The sequence below is a fragment of the Variovorax sp. 01T439_2 genome, assembly GCF_056398445.1.
Map to the genome: position 1 here is coordinate 1 of NZ_JBFTPJ010000016.1, position 19,203 is coordinate 19,203.

Annotated in this window: 16 protein-coding genes; 10 read left to right on the plus strand and 6 right to left on the minus strand. The window is 67.5% G+C overall.

Annotation, left to right across the window (positions count from 1 at the left end):
* From AC1DOC_RS01520 to AC1DOC_RS01535, 4 genes are all read left to right on the plus strand, one after another.
* The coding region (locus AC1DOC_RS01520; protein ID WP_478129316.1) for a gluconate 2-dehydrogenase subunit 3 family protein at window positions 1-357 on the plus strand (357 nt) is incomplete at its 5' end.
* 457 nt (window positions 358-814) lie between these two features.
* Entirely contained in the window at window positions 815-2,131 is a 1,317-nt protein-coding gene (locus AC1DOC_RS01525; protein WP_370880697.1) for a GMC family oxidoreductase, read from the plus strand.
* 56 nt (window positions 2,132-2,187) lie between these two features.
* On the plus strand, window positions 2,188-2,499 hold the full coding sequence (locus AC1DOC_RS01530) for a c-type cytochrome (RefSeq protein WP_049826185.1): 312 nt from the start codon (window positions 2,188-2,190) through the stop codon (window positions 2,497-2,499).
* 220 nt (window positions 2,500-2,719) lie between these two features.
* The gene (locus AC1DOC_RS01535; protein ID WP_478129317.1) at window positions 2,720-5,440 is read left to right on the plus strand and encodes an ATP-binding protein; all 2,721 of its coding nucleotides are present in this window, start codon (window positions 2,720-2,722) and stop codon (window positions 5,438-5,440) included.
* On the opposite strand, the gene AC1DOC_RS01540 is transcribed toward AC1DOC_RS01535, so the two are convergent.
* The 6 genes from AC1DOC_RS01540 to AC1DOC_RS01565 all read right to left on the minus strand — a co-directional run bounded on the left by AC1DOC_RS01540 (window position 5,431) and on the right by AC1DOC_RS01565 (window position 11,592).
* Window positions 5,431-8,136: an ATP-binding protein gene (locus AC1DOC_RS01540; RefSeq protein ID WP_015865460.1), complete on the minus strand. Its 2,706-nt coding sequence runs from the start codon at window positions 8,134-8,136 to the stop codon at window positions 5,431-5,433. The genes AC1DOC_RS01535 and AC1DOC_RS01540 overlap by 10 nt on opposite strands.
* Entirely contained in the window at window positions 8,129-8,749 is a 621-nt protein-coding gene (locus tag AC1DOC_RS01545) for a LuxR C-terminal-related transcriptional regulator (protein WP_015865461.1), read from the minus strand. The genes AC1DOC_RS01540 and AC1DOC_RS01545 overlap by 8 nt, the downstream gene beginning before the upstream one ends.
* On the minus strand, window positions 8,746-9,372 hold the full coding sequence (locus AC1DOC_RS01550; protein WP_015865462.1) for a response regulator transcription factor: 627 nt from the start codon (window positions 9,370-9,372) through the stop codon (window positions 8,746-8,748). The genes AC1DOC_RS01545 and AC1DOC_RS01550 overlap by 4 nt, the downstream gene beginning before the upstream one ends.
* Before the next feature lie 148 nt (window positions 9,373-9,520).
* The gene (locus tag AC1DOC_RS01555; RefSeq protein ID WP_015865463.1) at window positions 9,521-10,345 is read right to left on the minus strand and encodes an alpha/beta fold hydrolase; all 825 of its coding nucleotides are present in this window, start codon (window positions 10,343-10,345) and stop codon (window positions 9,521-9,523) included.
* Window positions 10,342-10,656: a hypothetical protein gene (locus AC1DOC_RS01560; RefSeq protein WP_015865464.1), complete on the minus strand. Its 315-nt coding sequence runs from the start codon at window positions 10,654-10,656 to the stop codon at window positions 10,342-10,344. Before AC1DOC_RS01560 ends, AC1DOC_RS01555 begins: the two co-directional genes overlap by 4 nt.
* Before the next feature lie 162 nt (window positions 10,657-10,818).
* Entirely contained in the window at window positions 10,819-11,592 is a 774-nt protein-coding gene (locus AC1DOC_RS01565; protein WP_080515778.1) for a sensor histidine kinase, read from the minus strand.
* A 519-nt stretch (window positions 11,593-12,111) separates the two neighbouring features.
* On the opposite strand from AC1DOC_RS01565, the gene AC1DOC_RS01570 reads away from it, so the two are divergent.
* The 6 genes from AC1DOC_RS01570 to AC1DOC_RS01595 all read left to right on the plus strand — a co-directional run.
* A complete protein-coding gene (locus AC1DOC_RS01570) occupies window positions 12,112-14,973 on the plus strand; it encodes an ATP-binding protein (RefSeq protein WP_478079758.1) in 2,862 nt (953 codons plus the stop codon).
* A gap of 166 nt (window positions 14,974-15,139) precedes the next feature.
* Window positions 15,140-16,183: a LysR family transcriptional regulator gene (locus AC1DOC_RS01575; protein WP_018904410.1), complete on the plus strand. Its 1,044-nt coding sequence runs from the start codon at window positions 15,140-15,142 to the stop codon at window positions 16,181-16,183.
* A 211-nt stretch (window positions 16,184-16,394) separates the two neighbouring features.
* Window positions 16,395-17,207 carry an alpha/beta fold hydrolase gene (locus AC1DOC_RS01580; RefSeq protein WP_478129319.1) on the plus strand — a complete coding sequence of 271 codons (813 nt, stop codon included), beginning with the start codon at window positions 16,395-16,397 and terminating at the stop codon, window positions 17,205-17,207.
* A 36-nt stretch (window positions 17,208-17,243) separates the two neighbouring features.
* Window positions 17,244-18,107, plus strand: a complete 864-nt coding sequence (locus AC1DOC_RS01585) for a hypothetical protein (protein ID WP_015865468.1) — start codon at window positions 17,244-17,246, stop codon at window positions 18,105-18,107.
* Window positions 18,108-18,128: 21 nt separating this feature from the next.
* Window positions 18,129-18,830, plus strand: coding sequence for a dienelactone hydrolase family protein (locus AC1DOC_RS01590; protein WP_015865469.1), 702 nt, complete (start codon window positions 18,129-18,131; stop codon window positions 18,828-18,830).
* Window positions 18,831-18,918: 88 nt separating this feature from the next.
* Window positions 18,919-19,203 (plus strand): glutathione S-transferase family protein (locus AC1DOC_RS01595; RefSeq protein WP_478129318.1); only part of this gene is annotated, 285 nt, incomplete at its 3' end.

Consider the following 19,203-nt stretch of genomic DNA (forward strand, 5'->3'; position numbering starts at 1 on the left):
GAGCAGCACTTCAAGGCCGGCCTTGAAGTGCTGCGCCGCGAAGCGCAACAACGCACGGGCAAGGCCGTCGAGCAGCTCGACGCGGGACCGCTCGACGCCCTGCTGCAGGAGGCCGCAGCTGGCCAGATGGACGACGAGCGCTTTGCGCTCGGCGCATGGTTCAACGACTTCTTCTATCCGCTGTTCGTCCAGGCCTGCTTTGCCGATCCGATGTACGGAGGCAACCGCGACAAGACTTTCTGGCGCGCTGTGGGCTTCCCCGGCCTGCCCGCTTTTCACGGACGCAACGTGGTCCAGTTCCGCGGCCTGCCCTTCCCCGGCGCAGCCAAGCCGCAATCGATCGAGGACTTCAGCTGAAGGCCCCACACCCATGACTCACAAACTTCCCAAACGCGCCGTCGTCTTCGTCGGCGGAGGCCTCACCGCGGGCCTGGCGGCGCGGCAGATGATGGACTCCGGCATCGACGTGCTGGTGCTCGAGCGCGGCGGCGATCTCGCGGGCAGCGCAGCCGCCACACTGCCCAACCAGCGCGACGAATTGCGTTGGGGCGTGCGCAACGGCCTGGTGCAGAACTGGGCCAACGAAACCTACACCCTGCGCCACGCCACCAGCGAGAGCGCGTTGCCCGTGCGCCGCATGGAAGCCTTCCTCCCGGGCGAAGGCATGGGCGGTGCGGCGAACCACTGGAACGGCCAGACCTGGCGTTGGGCCGAGTACGACCCGGCCCTGCGCACCCGCCTCGAGTCCCGCTACGGCAAAGCCGCGATTCCGCGCGAGATGATGGTGCAAGACTGGGGCATCAGCTACGCCGAGATGGAGCCCTACCACGACCTGTTCGAGCAGCTCTTCGGCATCGCGGGGCAGGCCGGCAATGTGGGCGGACGGCTGATCGACGGCGGCAACCCTTTCGAGGCGCCCCGGCAACGCGACTTTCCGCAGCCGCCGCTCGAGATCCTCGAGTCGGGCCGCATCTTCAAGGCCGCCGCGCAAAGCCTTGGCTACAAGCCGTTCCCGCTGCCCGCGGCCAACTCACCGCGCGCCTACACCAACCCCGATGGCGCAAGCCTTGCGCCATGCCAGTACTGCGGCCACTGCGAGCGCTTTTTCTGCGAAGCCAACGCCAAGGCCAGTCCGGCGGTGTTGCTGTACCCCTTGCTGCGGAAACAGCGCAATTTCGAGATCCGGCTCCATTCGCAGGTGACCGGCCTCGTCTACGACAAGCACGCCAGGCGCGTGACGGCCGTGCAGTTCATCGATCTGCAGACCGCGCAAATGTACGAGCAGCCGGCCGATGTCGTCGTGCTGTCGGGCTTCACCATGACCAACACCAAGCTGCTGCTCACGAGCGGCATCGGGCGCCCCTACGACCCGAAGACGGGCGAGGGCGTGGTCGGCAAGAACTTCTGCTACCAAGTGATGTCGTCGGTGCCGGTGTTCTTCAAGGACCGCTTCATCAATCCGTTCATGGCCTCGGGCGCCTCGCAGATGGTGGTGGACGAGTTCAACGGCGACAACTTCGACCATGCCGGGCTCGGCTTCTTCGGCGGTGGCTACATCTACTCGAACGTGACGAACGGGCGCCCCATCAATGCCCGGCTCCATCCGGCCGGAACGCCGCGCTGGGGATCGGCCTGGAAGCAGGCCAACGCCGACTGGTACGCGCACGCCTTCAACGTCGCGGTGCACGGCAGCAACTACCCGCACAGCCGGAACTACCTCGATCTCGACCCGACGTACCGCGACGCCTATGGCTCGCCGCTGTTGCGCATGACCTTCAACTTCCACGAGAACGACCATCGCATGAGCGAATACGTCACGAACAAGGCCGCCGGCATCGCGCGCGCCATGGGTGCCACGACGGTCGGCGCTGCGCAACCTCGGCGCGGCGACTTCGACGCACGGCAGTACCAGACGACGCACACCACCGGCGGCACCGTCATGGGCGCGGACCCGTCGACGAGCGTGGTCTCGCCCCACCTGCAGCACTGGGACGCGCAGAACCTCTTCGTGGTCGGCGCATCCGTGTACGCGCACAACGCGGGCTACAACCCGACCGGTCCGCTCGCGGCACTGGCGCTGCGCCTGGGCGACGACCTGGTGCGCTACGCCAGGCAACCGCGCATGCTTTGAGAGGGCCCGACATGCGAACACGCCTTCTTGCCGCTTGCGCCGCGGCTTTCTTGAACATGGCGCATGGCCAATCGGCCGTGCCACCGCCTAAGACCTGGACGACATGCGCGGCATGCCACGCGGCGCGAGGCGCAGCCGCCATCGGGCCGCCGCTTGCGGGCGTGGTGGGCCGAAAGGCCGGCTCGTCGCCGGGGTTCGGCTACAGCCGAGCCATGAAGAACGCACAGCTCACCTGGGACGACAAATCGCTGGCGGCCTTCCTGAGCGATCCGCAGCAAGCCGTGCCGGGCAACAGGATGCCCTTCGCGGGGGTTCCCGATCCTGGTGAAGTTGCGGAACTCGTCAAGTACCTGAAGACGCTGCGATAACGGGTCGCCACTGGTGGCTTCGGGCGGCTGCGTGCCCCGATGACTTATGGACTGCAGGGACTAGCGCCCGATGCCGCGCAATGCCGAGCTACGATCTCGGCCAGAAACTCAAGTCTCAACGCATGGAAACCGTCCACCCGATCCGCCTGCCCGGTCAACAACCTTGCGCCGCCCGTGCCCAGCTCCCGGCGACGTGAGACGGCCGGTACGCAGACTCATCATGCAAGCGCAGTCGGAGGAGCCATCTGACCTGGCGTCGGCCGAAGTCCGGTGGTACTTCGGCGTGTTCGTTGTCTGGGAGGCGCAGCGCCGGTTCGAGCGCTCCGGCGAGCCCGTGCGGCTGGGGCCACGCTCTTTCGATCTGCTGCTGCAGCTGATCAAGCGGGCCGGCGAATTCGTGGGCAAGGATGACCTGCTCGCGACGGTCTGGGGTGGCGTCGTCGTCGAAGAGGCCAGCGTGCGCGTCCATATGTCCACGCTTCGCAAGGCGCTGGGCGAGCCCGGCGAGAGCGACGAATGCAAGGAGTGGATCTCCAATGTTCCGCTGCGCGGCTATCGCTTCAATGGACGTGTCCGGCGCGAGGCGCCCGGCATCCCGGCCAGGCCCGCAGCCCCGCTGGCCGACCCCGGTTTCACCCCACTGCCGGTTCGGCTGACCGAACTCGTCGGCCGCGAAGCCGATGTGGCGAGCGTTCTCGAAGCGCTCGATACCCACCGGCTGGTCACGATCGTGGGCACGGGTGGCATCGGCAAGACCCGTCTCGCGATCCACGCCGCGGAGAGCCATCAGCACAGGCACGGCGCGGAGATCGCCTTTGTCGATCTGTCGTCGCTGATCTCCCAGGACCACGTGCTCGGCACCCTGGCGCGCGCCGTGGGGGTGCCCGCCGACCTGCCCGACATCGTCGGCGCCATCACGCAACGCCTGATGGCGCGCGCTGTGCTCCTGTTGATCGACAACTGCGAGCATGTGGTGGACTCCCTGGCGCTGCCGATCGCCGGCTTGCTTTCCGTGCTGCCCGGCCTGCGCATCCTGGCGACGAGCCGCGAGGCGCTGCGCGTGACGGGCGAGTACGTCTTTCGGCTGCCGGCGMTCGCAATTCCGGACGCCGAGCAGATCTCGCTCACGCAGGCGCTGCACTGGCCCTCCGTGGAATTGCTCGTCGAGCGCGCCAAGGCCGCGGGTGCGGGTGCGTTCGATGAATCGCATGGCCCCCTGCTGGCCCAGATCACCAGGCAGGTCGACGGCATCCCTCTGGCCATCGAACTGGTGGCCGCGCGCCTGGGCGTGCAGCCGGTCGTCGATCTGGCGCGCAGGCTGGACGACCACATGCGCCTCTATGCCTTCAGCCGCGCCGCGCTCGCACGGCACCGAACGCTCGCCGCGGCGCTCGACTGGAGCATCGCGCTTCTGAGCGATACAGAGCTGCGGCTCTTTCGCTGGTTGTCGGTGTTTCGGGGGCGCTTCGATGTGGAAGCCGCGCTAGGCGTGAGCGCCGGCGGCATGGACGCCGAGGTGGCATTCGACGCACTGATCTCGCTGGTCAACAAGTCGCTTGTCTTCTTCGACAGCAACGACGCTGTCGCGCCCTACAAGCTTCTGGACACGACGCGAAGCTATGCAGCTGCGCTTCTCGCCCAGAGCGATGAACGGCCGGCATTGCTGCGGCGCCATGCGGTCCTCATGCGCGATCTCATGAAGGCAGCGGCGGCGGAACTCTCCGACCTGACCGAGCAGGCCTGGGCCGGCCGTTATGCACACCGCCTGGACGACGTGCGCTTTGCGCTCGAAGTCTGCCTGACGCAGCAGCCCGACGCGAAGATGGCCGCCTCGCTGGTGACGGCTTCCGCGCCGTTGTGGTTTCACCTGGCCCAGGTCGTCGAATATCGCGACCGGGTCTCCGCGGCGCTGGCGCTGGTTGATCGTCAACCCACGCGCGACACGGAAACGGCGACCTGGCTGAACACCGCGCTGGTCAGCGCCCTGCTCCACACCGGCAGGTCCACACCCGAGTTGGGTGCCGCCGCAGACCAGGCCCTGGCCGGCGCGCTTGCCGTCAAGATCCCCGTACTGGAACTGCAAGCCCGTTGGGGGCGGTGCACGCACGACATGTTCCGCGGCGAGTATTCGGCGGCGCTGGACCAGGCGCACACGCTGATGGCGGCAGCGCGATCCTGGTCCGACCCCGCCGCACTCAATCTCGCGCACCGCGTGATGGCGATGGCCAACCACTTTTGCGGCCACTTCGATGTGGCGAGGATGCACAGCGAAGCTTCCGTGCGCGTTGGTGGCGGCCTCGGCCATGCCCGGGCCAACATGGTGGGGGTCAACGCCATCGTTGCGGCGAAAGCCATGCTGAGCCGAACCCTCTGGGTGCAAGGGGAAACGGCCCGGGCCCTGGAAGAAGCCAGCGACGCGGTGGACCGAGCGCAAGCGGCCGGAAAATCCGTCTCCCTGTGTTCCGCGCTGTATGGTGCCTGCCCGGTCGCGCTGTGGGCCGGCGAACTCGAGCTTGCCGCCCAATGGATTCACTTGATGACGGACGAAGCGCGGCGCAAGGGCCTGGTGGGCTGGCTGCGCTATGCCGAGTGGTTCTCCCAGGGCCTGCAGTTGGGCATCGCGCCGGACCGGGATCTTTACGTGCGTGAAGTGGCCGGCCAGCTCGCGACCTATGACGCACCCCACAGGGAGATGCTCGCGACCTTCTGCATCGACTGGGTCGACGACGAGATGATCGAGCGCGTCTCGCGCGGAGAGAGTCGTTGGGTCGCCGCCGAGGTCTGGCGCGCTGCCGGCTGGCGCGCGGAGCAGAACGCTGCACCCGACGAGGCGGACGCTTTCTACCTCCGGGCAACGGAAACTGCGAGGCAACAAGGCGCTGTCGCCTGGGAAAAGCGCGCCGCGGTCCGCCGGCCCGGCGCACGGCCGGTTCATCGCTGAGCTGCCCCGGCGCGCAGTTCCTCCAGCGCACCCGCTGCACGCAGTTCCCAGGCGAGTGCGCCTTGCGAGCGCGCAAGGGCGTGGGCCTGCAGATAAAGCGCCTCGGCTTCGGCATCGTCGCCCCGCAGCTCCTTGCGCCGCCCGGCAGCGCGGCAAACCTCGGCGGCACTCCACTGCCCTTCGCCCCGCGTCGCGCGAGCAACCAGGTCATCATCCACCCACTGGTCGCAGAACGTGACCATCATCTCCCTGCGGGGCTCGTCCATGGCCAGGACCTTTGCCGCGACGGCGTCGATGTGCGCGCCGGCGTCGTCGACCTCGCCGATCTTCATGGCGTCGTCGTAGCAAAGCGCCCAGTCATGCCAGTAGGCGAAGCCCTTGGACCGGGTCTGCTGCAGCATCGTGTCGATCCAGGCGCGGGCCGCCCGTTGTTCGAGGGCCCATATGGCCATCGGACAGATCCAGAAGAGGGCAACGCATAGCGACAGCGTGTGTCCCAGCGCCTCAGCCTCCTCCATGCACCGGATGGCGGTGGCCATGGCAAGACGGCTCTCGCCCTGGATCCACAGCGTCCTGGCAAGAATGGCCATTGCGGTGGTGCGCGCGTCGGGCTGGAACGCGTTGGCATGGTTGCGCCGGGTCGCGTCGTCCACGTCCGCCGCTGCTTCGGCCTGCATCCTGGCCTCGGCGAACGCGCCGCAGAAGTGATTGGCGAGCGCCAGCATCCGGTGCGACAGGTTGCGCGTCACGGCGTTGGTCGAGTGGCTCGCAAACTCTCTCAGGATCTCGGCATGCCGCAACGCCGGTGTGTACGCGCCGCGCGTGATGTTCAGCGCGCAAAGGCCCCACCGAGCCTGGAATTCGAGTGTCTTCACCTTCAGTTCCAATGCGCAATCCAGCGCCCGCTCGCACGCCTGTGTCATCTCCGGCACCGTGCCGCCGGTGTGCCACAAGGCGTTGTAGAGCGCGATCTCCAGCCGTCCGGCCGTCAGGCGGTCGGGTACCTTCAGCACATCGACATGGTCCAGCGCCGCGCGAACGCGATCCCGGTATTCGCTGACCTCGGACAAGCGGAACCAGAGCGGCGCCGATGCGACGGTGAGCGCGCCCGCGATCGTCATGTCGTCGTGGTGGCCGATGCAGGCATCCAGAGCTGCACGAACGTCGTCCAGGCAGCCGCGGTAGCGCTGGGTCCAGGCATCGGCGTCCAGCAAAGCGAGGTCCGCGGTGGCAAGGCCCATGAGGTCCAGCATGAAAAGGGCATGGCTTTTCGATACCGCGTCTCGCTCGCCCGCCCGCACGAGCAGAGCATGCGCATAGCTGCGGGTGGTGTCGAGCAGGCGGTAGGGCGAGTCCGCGGCCTGGTCGGTGTCGTACACGACGAGCGACTTGCTGGCCAGGCTCAGCAACGCGTCGGACGCCACGTCGGGGTCCAGCGCACTGGCTGCCACGCTCAGCGCCGCTGCGACGCCGAAGTAGGCGCGGAACACCGACAACCTGCGAAACAGAAGCAGCTCGGCGGCGCCCAGCAGGCCAATGCTCCAGTCCAGCGTCGCAGCCAGCGTGCGTTGTCTTGCCAGCGCAGCCCGCCTGGCCGTCGAATGCAGGCGCATGTGATCGTCGAGCCTGAATGCCAGCTCGCTCACGGGCTGGGCCCCCAGGCGGGCCGCGACCAGCTCGATCGCCAGCGGGATTCCGTCCACCTGTTGGCAGATCCTGGTCAGCGGACCGCTGCTCGCGTCGTCGAATCCGCGGGCGCCCGCGGCCTGGGCTCTCTCGACGAGCAACTGCACCGCCGGCGAGCGCAACGCAAGCGCCAGGGAGCCGGGCTGGGACTGGTGGACCGCCAGGGGCGCCAGGCGAAAGACATGCTCGCCTCCCACGCGCAGCACCTCGCGGCTGGTTGCAAGAACCTGCAGCCCGGGCAACGCCGCCAGGAACCTGCCCAGGAGCGGCGACAGCCTCTCGATGACATGCTCGCAGTTGTCCACGAGCAGCAGCATCGCCTGGCCTTCGAGGCGCTGGACGATGGCTTCCTCGATGTCCGGCACGCCGCCTCGCACGCCGATGGCGCGCGCCATCGTCGTCAGCACGTGGTCCTGCGATGTCAGGGGTGCAAGATCGACGAAACCAAGCTGGGCTTGCTGCCGTTCCCGGTAGCGTGCTGCGACGCAGATGGCAACGCTGGTCTTGCCCACGCCGCCGGGCCCCGCGACCGTGACGAGCCTGCTCGCCGCAAGCATGCCGAGCAGGCGCTCGACCTCCACCTCGCGCCCCACGAGCTTGGCGAGGCGAGCGGGCAACGCTGCGGGAGCATCCCGCAGCGACGCATGAGCCACCTGCACGGCGATGGCGGACGGCAAGAACTCGCAGTGCACCCGCCCCAGGAAGCGATAGCCGCGCAGTGGGATGTTGGCAATCCATTCCAGGCACCCGTCCTGAGCTCCGGGCGGACCCAGGGCCTTGCGCAGGATCGACATATGGACTCGAACGCTCGCCTCTTCGACCACCGTGTCCGGCCAGACCGCCGCGAGGAGCTCGTCCTTGCTGATCACTTCGCCGGCGCGCTCCAAGAGTGCGACCAGCAGGCCGATGGCGCGCGATCCAAGCCGCACCGGCTGCCCGTCGCGCTCGAGCCTTGGCTCGGCCTCCCACAGCGCGAAGGCGCCGAAGCGCCACCGGCGAATCTCAGACACGGACCAGCCCGCGCTGCGTCGCCTTGGCGGCGACTTGCGCCCTCGAGCCCACGTGCAGCTTCTCGCAGATCCGGGCGACGTGTGCCTTGACGGTATTAGCGGAAATGTCCAGCTCGCGGGCGATTCCCTTGTTGCAATCGCCTTTCACCAGGTAGCGCAGCACGTCCTCCTCCCGGGCRGTGAAGCCCACGCACGGCTTGCCGTGCCTGATGAGCGCCTTCGTGCCCTTGCATAGATAGAGAGAGCCCCCCCGAGCCACGTGGCGAATGGCATCCATCAGCTCGGCCGGATCCGCGTCCTGGCGCACATAGCCGTGCGCCCCGCTGGCGATCGCCCGCATGACCTCCCCCTCCTTGTCCCGCCGCGTCAAGACGATGACGCGCGGCATGCGAAAGCCGCCTGCCACCCCCGGCTGATCCACTGCCGAAGCCGAAGCGAGCAGGTTCAGCGCGCAGGCATGGTCAGCCACGACCACATCCGCCATGCCCTCGCCGGGCTCGTTCTCCGCCTGCACCTGAAGACCCGGTTCCTCGCCGATGAGCGAGACGAGACCGGCCATGGCGAGCGGGTCGCCATGGCATACGCGCACGTACAGATCGAGGGAACCGGTCATGGCGATGCCTCCAGAAGCAGTCCGCAGCGAAAGGCTTCGCCGATCGCGGCAACCCGCGTCGGCTTCCGGAGCTTGCGCAGGATCGCCTTCACATGGGCCTTGACGGTGCCTTCGCCGATGCCGAGTCGCCGGCCGATGTCCTTGTTCGCCAGGCCCTGCGCCATAAGCCGGAGCACTTCGAGTTCGCGCGCGGTTGGCACGGCAGACGAGAGGTTGTCCAGCAACTGGTCGGCCACGGGACAAGACAGGTACCTGCGTCCCTCTGCAACGCAGCGCACCGCCTCCGACAGTTCCTCGGCCGAACAATCGTGCAGAAGGTAGCCGCGCACGCCCGCATCCACGGCGCGGCGTATCTGCCACCCGGTGCTCTGGTCCGTGACCACGAGGAAGGATCCCGGCGCGGAGCCGCCCGGGCCGGGCGGGACATTCGCCGTCTTGTGAACGCCGGTTGCGTAGTCCGTGACGAGCACATCGACGGCACCGCCGCCATCGACGTCGGTGAGGCCTGATTGAACGACGAAGCCGGCACGGGAGCGCAGCAGCGATGCGATGCCGGCGGCCACGTAGGGGTCGCGGTGCGCGACCGCCACATGGATCGGCCTGGCCTGGGTCGGCGCGGTCATGGGCTTCAAGTCCTTCTGGAAGTCATGAGTGGAAGTCTGTGCAGTTGGCGATCGCGTCGCCAGTTAAACCGTGTCAAGCCTTGTTAAGGATCCGGATGCACCAAGGACAACACCACGGCACCCCTGGGGACCGACGCGCCGAAGTCATTCAGGGCATTGCCGTCGCGACCGCGACCGCGTCAGCGGCTTCGACGATCAGCCGGGCCACCAGCTTCGGCCGCGAGATCATGACCACGTGGGAAGCGCCCTTGACCACGACCGTCTTCATCGACTTGGCACGCTCGGCCATGAAGGCCTGCGCGGCAGCCGGAATGTTCTTGTCGCGGTCGCCGTAGATGAACCAGGAGGGCAGGTTCTTCCAGGCGGCGGCAGGCGACGCTTCGCCCAGGGCGCCCTCTGTGATGGGGCGCTGCGACACGGCCATCAACCGGGCGAGCGCCGGCGGCACGTCTTCGGCGAATTGCTTGCCGAACTTGTCCTGCAGGATGTAGAGGTCCTTGGCGCCGTCCGGCAGGAGCACCGGCGCCGCCAGCGCCGAGCCGAGCGTGCTGCCGGGAAACTTGCCCGACAGGTCGGCCGCCGATTCGCCCACTTCGGGGGCGAACGCAGCCACGAAGACCAGGGCCTGGACATTGGGCTTTCCAATCGCCGCAGCGGAAATCACCAAGCCGCCGTACGAATGCCCGACCAGCACGACCGGCCCGGGGATCGACCCCACGAGGGCAGCCACATAGTCCGCGTCGGACTTCACGCCGCGCAGCGGATTGGCGGCCGCGACAACGGGAAAGCTGCGCGCACGAAGGTCGCGCACCACCTCGTTCCAGCTGGCCGATTCGGCGAAGGCGCCGTGGACCAGCACGACAGTGGGCTTTGCCGGCGCGCCCGATGTGGCCGCGCCTGCAGGTGCCGACAGGTGCAGCGCCAGGATGCCGATGGCTGTGAATGCGCGTGCGAGACTGGAGAGATTTTTCATGCTGATTTCCTTTGTTGAATGGATGGCCTGATTTGAAAATTTCGCGCGCCATGCGGGATGCATCGCACGAGCGGCGGCGCACTCGTGGCCACGGTGGCAAAACGGAGCTCCGCGTTCGCCGCCTCACCGCCCGCAATTGCGCAGGCGGCCACGATGGCCAGCAGCGAGATGCTCATGTATGCGGCGCTCCAGACCCGGTCGATCGCGCCTCGCGGCGCGGCGTCCGCGGCTGCCTGCACGGCCTGCGCGCGTGCCTTGAGCGTGCGGCGCGATGCGCCCGGTTGCGCAAGGGGATGAATGCGCTGCGTCATGGTGACTCCTCGAGGGCGCCATTGCCCTGGCCTCAGGACGGCTGGGCTCCGGTTCGCGAACATCGCGGCACGGTTCGAATGCTAGGTTTCGCATCTCGGTTGCGGTAGGCATGCAAGAGGTACTGCCGTGTTGCATGCCGGGCATCAATGTGCGGCACGCCGTCAGGCGCGTCGATGAAGAGGAAGCCACACGTTGAACTCGGCGCCGCGTCCCGGCCCCGCGGAGGTCGCCTTCACGAAACCTCCATGAGCGACTGCAAGGCTGTGGACCAGCGCGAGGCCGATGCCCAGCCCACCTCGCGAGCCACCCTCCCCGGTGCCGGCCTGGCAGAACATGCCGAAGACATGCGGCAGGAACTCGCGCGCGATGCCGCAGCCGGTGTCCGCCACCGCAAGCCGGGCAAAGCCATCCTCGGAGGACAGGCGCACCTGAACCTCTGCGCCGGCGGGCGAGAACTTCATCGCGTTGTCCAGCAGGTTGCCCACGACCTGCTCCAGCCGCACCGGGTCGGCATGGCAGATCAACGGATCGGCCGCCTGCATCTGGGCGCGCAAGCGTCCCGAAGGCCAGCGCGCACCGAATGCGGCGACAAGGTCCAGCGCGAGTGCGCCGAAGTCGACCTCCGCGCAGCGCAGCGCCAGCTTGCCGGTTCGCAGGCGCGAGAAATCGAGCAGGTCGTCTATGAGCCGCTTCTGGCTTTCGATGGCGCGCTGCATCGCCTGGGCGATGCCCTGCAGTTGCGAGGGCTCCGCGGATGCGGGCAGGCGCTGCAGCAGGCAGGCGTTCATCTGAATGACATTCAGGGGCTGCCTGAGTTCGTGCGAGATGACGGCCAGCGCCCGGTCCCGGGTCGTACAGCGCAAGCTCGTAGCGGCTCGAACGTCGTGCGGGGTCTGAAGGGCGGCTTGCGCGCCCCTGGTGTGATAAAGCTCCACGAGGAATCCGTGCTTCTTGATGCGGCCACCCCGGATTCATCGCGGCAGGGGGCCTCGGTGATGAACGATGTTGTTCTCTGGTTCTTCGCGATGGCACCGATCGTAGGCAGCCGCATCTCCTCGCAGAAGGGCGCTGCGGTGGCGCACCGTGTTGCCGGCGGAACACCAATCGGCCAGGGCCGGCCGCGGCACATCGTTCGTGATCTCAGGACGCTTCGTTCACCCGGACCGGGTTCCTGAACAGCCCCTCATCGCATGCAATCGCCCGACATCGCCGACGGCGGCGATTGCTGCCCATGCAAGGCCCGGATCGCGGCCCCTGTCACAAAACCCGGCGTCCGGCCGTCTTGTATCTCGTGCGGCCCGAATGGCTGCGGCCTTCATCTTCTTGACTGGATCATCGAATGAAAAAATCTGCGCTCGAGGCATTTCCCAACGCGGGCAAGCGGGTCGTCGCCGTCCGACGCCGCACGGGCCTGCCCGCGGCGCGGGCGTTGCGAGGGCTGACGAGTGGGTGACATGTACGGCATCGCGGCGCGCTCCACGTCATCGCAGGCGCATGCCGGCGCGTCGCAGGGGCCGAGCGAGGTCCGCTGGCGCTTTGGCGCGTTCATCGTCTGGGAGGCCCAGCGCCGGCTCGAAAGACTCGGGCAGAGCGTGCGCCTGGGCTCCCGCTCGTTCGAACTGCTGCTGCAACTGCTCAGGCGCGTGGGCGAAGTCGTGGGCAAGGACGAGCTGCTCGCCACCGTCTGGGCCGGGGTGGTGGTCGAGGAGGCCAGTGTGCGGGTCCACATCTCCGCGCTCCGCAAGGCCTTGGGGGAGCCGCAAGACGGGGACAACTGCAAGGAATGGATTTCGAACATTCCCCTGCGCGGCTACCGGTTCAATGGAACGGTTTTTCGCGAACAGGTCGGCATGCCGACCGAGGATCGGCCGGGGGCGGCGGCCCTGGCGTTCGCGAAGCTGCCGGAGCGCCTCACCCGGCTTGTGGGCCGCGACGCCGACATGGCGCGCGTGCTGGCGGCGCTCGCCACGCGCCGGCTGGTCACCATCGTCGGCGCCGGCGGCATCGGGAAGACCCGTGTCGCCATCCATGCGGCCGATTGCCATGCAGAACGCACGGCCATGCAATTGGCCTTCATCGATCTCTCGCCGCTGGTCTCGCAGGCCCATCTGGCGAGCACGGTGGCCCGGTCGCTCGGCGCGCCGCCGGACACCCCCGACACGACGCGGGCCATCCTCCAGAGGCTGGCGGACCGCGATGTGCTCCTGCTGATCGACAACTGCGAGCACATGCTGGACGCACTGGCGCCGCTCATCGCCGAACTGCTCGGCGCCCTGCCCGACCTGCGCGTCCTCGCAACCAGCCGGGAGGCCATTCGCATCGAGGGAGAACACGTCGAGCGGCTGTCGCCGCTCGCGGTGCCCGACGCGCAGTGTGCCGACCTGGCCGAAGCCATGGCGTCGCCGGCGGTCGAACTGCTGGTCGAGCGTGCGAAGGCCGTGGGTGCCCGCGCGTTCGAGGATTCCGATGGCCGGCTGCTCGCCGCAGTCGCCCGGCAGGTGGACGGCATCCCGCTCGCCATCGAACTGGTGGCTGCACGCCTGGGCGTGCAGCCGATCGGCGATCTTGCGTTCCGGCTGAATGACCACATGCGGCTCTATTCCGCGGGCAGCAGGGCCGTCCTGCCCCGGCACAGCACGCTCGCGGCGGCGCTGGACTGGAGCATCGCGCTGCTGGACGATGCGGAACTGCGGCTCTTCCGGCGGCTCTCGGTCTTCCGGGGGCGCTTCGATGTCGAGTCGGCGCTGAGCGTCACCCGGGCGGACATGGACTCCGAAGTGGCGTTCGATGCATTGATCTCGCTGGCGAACAAGTCGCTGGTGTCGTTCGACAACAGCGACGCCATCGCGCCCTACCGGCTGCTCGACACGACGCGAAGCTACTCCGCCGCGCTTCTCGCGCAAACCGATGAAGGCCCGGCAATGCGGCGGCGCCATGCGCTCTTCATGCGCGAGCTGATGGGCGCCGCGACCTCGGATTCGGGCGAACTCACCGTGCAGGCCTGGAACGCGCGCTACGCACACCGGCTGGACGACGTGCGCAGTGCGTTGGACGACTGCCTGGCGCAGCAGGACGATTGGGAGACCGGCGCCGCGCTCACCATCGCTTCGGCGCCCCTGTGGTTTCACGTCTCGCAGGTCGAGGAGTACCGTGACCGGGTCATCGCCGCGCTCGCGTGCCTCGCGCAACAGCCGGGCACGGGCACGGAGACAGAGGCCTGGCTGCAGATCGCACTGGGCAATGCGCTGTGGCACACACGGGGACCGGTACCGGAAATGGGCGCCGCCTACGATCGGGCGCTTGCTGTCGCCATGTCGGCCAGCTCGGTCGTGCTGGAGCTTCAGGCCCGCTGGGGCATCTGCGTGCTGCATGCGATCCGCGGCGAGTATGCGGCCGCGTTGCACCACTCGCAGGTGCTGTTCGAATTCGCGCAATCGACGCCCGACCCCGCCGCGCTCAACCTGGCGCACCGAATGACCGCGCTGGCGAGTCACTTCTGCGGGGATTTTTCTGCGGCGAGTGCCGGCGCCCAGGCGGCGATCCTTGTGGGCAGCACCGTGCGCCAGACGCCCGTCAACTTGTTCCAGGTCGATGCCGCCGTCGCATCGAATGCCTTGCTGGCCCGCACGCTCTGGCTCCAGGGCGATGCGGCGAAGGCCATGGCTACCGCCACCCGAGCGGTGGCTCTCGCCGAGGCCGGGGGCAATGCGCTGTCTCTGTGCTTCGCGCTGTTCGGCACATGCCCCGTCGCCCTCTGGTCGGGCGAGCTGGAACTGGCGCGCAAATGGGTTCGCATGCTGCTGGACGAGGCCCAGCGCAGAGGGCTGGCGTACTGGCACCAGTGGGCACACTGCTATGCGCTGGGCCTGCAGGCGCGCACCGCGGACGACCGGGACCGCCATGTTCGCCGAGTCGCGCAGCAACTCGACGATTTCGACGCGCCACGCAAGGAAATGCTGGTGACCTTCTGCGCCGACTGGATCGACGACGAGACGATCGCGCGCGCCGGTGCCGGGCACGGCCAATGGAGCGCGGCCGAGACCTGGCGCGCTGCGGGCCAGCGTTGCGAGCAGCGCGGCCTCGACGATGAAGCCGAGGCGTTCTACTTGCGTGCCATCGGCACCGCCAGGCAGCAAGGCGCGCTGGGATGGGAATTTCGTGCGGCGATCAGCGCCTCCCAGCTGTGGGTTCGCCGGGGCAAGGCGAAGGACGCCCTCGACCTGCTGGACGAGGTCTGCGCGCGCGCGGCACCTCGGGGCGAGCACCCCGGCCTTGCGCAAGCCCGCGCACTGCGCAGCGCACTCTCCCGGAACTGAAAGACTCCACGGCCGCATCCGTCGCATGCGTACGGCGCCGGATAGCCGGCCATAACAAACATTGACAGGGCTTAACTGGCCCCGGCACCGCTTTGCGCGCAGAGTGACCACTTCGCTTTCATGGGGGATCCGGGACTCCCGATCCCTCGAACCGAGAAGCCGACTCATGACAACCTCTGCCCTCCCTTCGCCCTCTTCCATCCCCCTCGCGCCACGCGCGGATCCGCTGGCCTCCAGCTTCGCCACCAGCTATGCCGGGGTGGTCGCCTTCATCGCCGTCGTCACGGAAGGCAGCTTCGCACGGGCCGCCGACCGGCTGGGCATCGGTCGCTCGGCCGTGAGCCGCAGCGTCCAGAAGCTGGAAGACCAGCTGAACGTCCGGCTCTTCCTGCGCACCACGCGAAGCACCACGCTCACGCGCGAAGGCGACCTCTTCTACGCCAATTGCCACACCGGGGTCGACCGGATCGTCCAGGCCGTGGAAGAAATGCGTGACCTGCGGCAAGGCCCGCCCCGCGGGCATCTGCGCATCAACGCCGCAGTCGGGTTCGGCCGCCGGGTCGTCGCGCCCCTGCTGGGCGAATTTCGCGCGACCTACCCAGAGGTCACCATCGACCTGTTGCTGAACGACAAGCCGACCGACTTCACCTCCGACCGTGTCGACATCGCGTTTCGCAACGGCCGCATGGAAGACGCCCAGATCATCGCCAAGCAGATCATCCCGATGCAGCTGCTGCTGTGCGCCTCCCCCGCCTACCAAGTGGCCCACGGACTGCCCGACAGCATGGAAGCCCTGGCCCAGCACGAGTGCATCAACTTCCGCTTTTCATCCGGTCGCATCTTCGAGTGGGAGTTCAAGGTCGGGGGCCATCCACGCAAGCTCGTGCCACAGGCCAAGCTCACCTACAACGACGCGGACCTGGTGCTGCAGGCCGTGCTCGACGGCCACGGCATCGCCCAGCTGCCGGGCTACCTAGCCTGCGAGGCGCTGAGAATGGGTGCGCTGGTCCCGTGCCTGACACAGTACGCACCCGACGACAGCGGTCACTACATCTGCTACCTGAGCCGGCAGCACCTGCCTTCGCGCATGCGCGTGTTCATCGACTTCATGACCTCGAAGATCCGGGCCGCCGACCTGGACTGCCTCACCGACCTCAGCCCGAAGCTGCACGCCGACGCCGGGATTGGTGCCGAGGCGACAACAGCGTGAGTCCCTGCGCAGGCCTACCCCCTCGCCTTCGACGAACCTAGCATTTCAATCGTTCCACGGGCTCTGACGCAGCGCTCGCGCACCGTGGTCCGACGTTTCAATTTCAACCGCAGGAAACCATGAAGACCACACAGAATCCTTCGCGCCGACACCTGATTGCGACTGGCGCTGCCGTCGCCACCGGCACCCTCGCTCGAGGACTGGCAGCACCATCACCACCCCCGACGGCACGCAGATCTACTACAAGGACTGGGGCGAAGGTCCCGTCGTCACCTTCTCCCACGGCTGGCCGCTCAACGCCGACGCATGGGACGGACAGATGCTCTTCCTGGCGCGCAACGGCTTTCGCGTCATCGCGCACGACCGACGCGGGCACGGCCGCTCGAGCCAGTCTTCGTCGGGCAACGACATGAACGGCTATGCCGACGACCTCGCGGTTCTGTTTGAGGCGCTCGACCTGAAGAAGGTCACGATGGTCGGCCACTCCACCGGCGGCGGCGAGGTGGCGCGCTACATCGGGCGCCACGGCAGCAAGCGCGTGGTCAAGGCTGTGCTCATCGGCGCAGTGCCGCCGGTCATGCTCAAGTCCGCGGCGAATCCCGAAGGCCTGGCGATCGAAGTGTTCGACGGTCTTCGCGCCGGGGTCGCCGGCGACCGCTCGCAGTTCTACAAGGAGTTCGCCATCCCGTTCTTCGGCGCCAACCGCCCGGGCGCGAAGGTGTCGCAGGGCATCCTGGACCAGTTCTGGCTCTGGAGCATGCAATGCGGGCAGAAGAACTCCTACGAGTGCATCAAGGCCTTCTCCGAAACCGACTTCACCGAAGACCTGAAGAAGATCGATGTGCCCACCCTGGTCATGCACGGCGAGGACGACCAGATCGTGCCCATCCACGACTCGGCGAAGAAGTCCGTGCAGCTGATCAAGGGCGCCAGGGCGATCTACTACCCCGGTGCGCCGCACGGGCTCACCGCCACGATGCAGGACAAGATCAATGCGGACCTGCTCACCTTCCTCAAGAGCTGAACCACGCACACGACTGACCGACCTCGAACTTGCACCATGCTGAATCTATTGCTGCAAACCACCATCGAAGGAGACCCGGACGACTGGAACATTGCGCGCTTCAGTCGCCTGAGTTCGTTTCTCTCGCAGCTGCAGGACGACGACGGTCGGCCCGCCTTCCGGGTGACCGCCCGCGACCGCGCGCCGCGCGCGGCTCCCGACCCCGTGCTGTCGACGCTGGATGAATCGGACTTCGACCAGCTCTGGCTCTTTGCCGTCGACACCGGCGACGGCCTGACACCGGAAGATTGCGCAAGCATCAGCCGATTCCGCCGTCGCGGCGGCGGCCTCATGGTCACGCGCGACCACATGGACTTGGGCAGTTCGATATGCAACCTGAGCGGYGTCGGCGCCGCGCATCACTTCCACAGCCGCAACTGCGAGCCCGATACGAATCGCCAATGCGTCGACAACCCGTTCTCGGGAGCCATCTCGTGGCCCAACTACCACTCGGGCGCGAACGGCGACTACCAGCGCATCCGATCGGTCGGCAGCATTCACCCGGTGATGCGCGACAGGCGCTCGGCCACGGGTGTGATCCAGTACCTGCCCGCGCATCCGCATGAAGGCACGGTCGGCGTACCGCCCGGCGATTCGAGTTGCCGCGTCGTCATGGAAGGGCAGAGCTCGGTGTCCGGCAGGCGCTACAACATCGCGGTCGCGTTCGAGCGCTCCGAGCACGGTGGTCGGGCCATCGCGCAGTCGACCTTTCATCATTTCGCCGACTACAACTGGGACCCTTCGGCCGGTTGTCCTTCCTTCGTGGCGGAACCGGCCGGCGATGGAATCATCCGCTTCTCCGAAGCGCTTCGCTCCACGAAGCAGTACGTGCGCAACGTCGCGCTCTGGCTCAGCGCCTGAGCAGGCATCCAAGGAAAAGCAATGCACGACCCGCTGCAAGTCACCACCACCCGCGGCAGCTTCACCGCGTACGTCGCCCGTCCGCAGAAACTTCCCGCGCCAGCCATCGTCGTCATTCACGAAGTCTTCGGAGTCAATGCCGACATGCGCCAGTCCTGCGACGAACTCGCGGCGCAAGGCTATCTGGCCATCTGCCCCGACCTGTTCTGGCGAATCGCGCCGGGCGTCGACCTCACCGACCGCACGGAAGCGGAACGCGCGCGGGCCCTGGCGCTGTACAACGCCTTCGATCTCGATGCCGGTGTGAACGACATCGCCGCCGCCCTGCAGGTCGCCCGTGCCATGCCGGACGCCACGAGCAAAGTCGGAGTGGTCGGCTACTGCCTCGGCGGCCTGCTGGCCTTCCTCACGGCCGCACGCGTGGGCCCCGACGCAGTGGTGGCCTACTACCCCGGCAACGCCGACAAGTACCTCCGGGAAGCGGACCAGATCGCCAGCCCGCTGATCGTTCACCTCGCGGAAAAAGACGAATACATCCCGGCCGACGCACAACGGGAGATATCGGCTGCCTTGAAGGGGCGCCCGCAGGTGCAGGTCTACAGCTACCCGGATCGCGGCCACGCCTTTGCACGGCACCGCGGCATCGCCTACGACGCCGAAGCGGCGGCCCTGGCCAACGGCAGGACCGCAGCCTTCCTGGCCCTTCATCTGCAGCCGCGCTGAACTTTCCGGCGCCTCGGTAGCGGCAACGGCTTTCTCCAGCGAAAATCCGCGGACGGCCTTCGCGGGCCACCACTTGATGGAGTCAACCATGCTGCGTCTCTATGACAGCCGCCTGTCGGGCAACTCGTGGAAGATCCGCATCCTGCTGAGCCAGCTGGGCCTGGCGTACGACCGCGTCACGCTCGACCTGCAGAAAGGCGAGACGCGCGAATCCGCGTTTCGCCAGATCAGCCGTTTCTCACGCGTGCCGGTGCTCGTGCTCGACGATGGGCGCCCCATCGTCGAATCGGGCGCGATCCTGCTGCATCTTGCCCAAGGCACGCCCTACCTTCCCGACGATCCGTATCCGCGAGCGGAAGTCACGGGCTGGCTC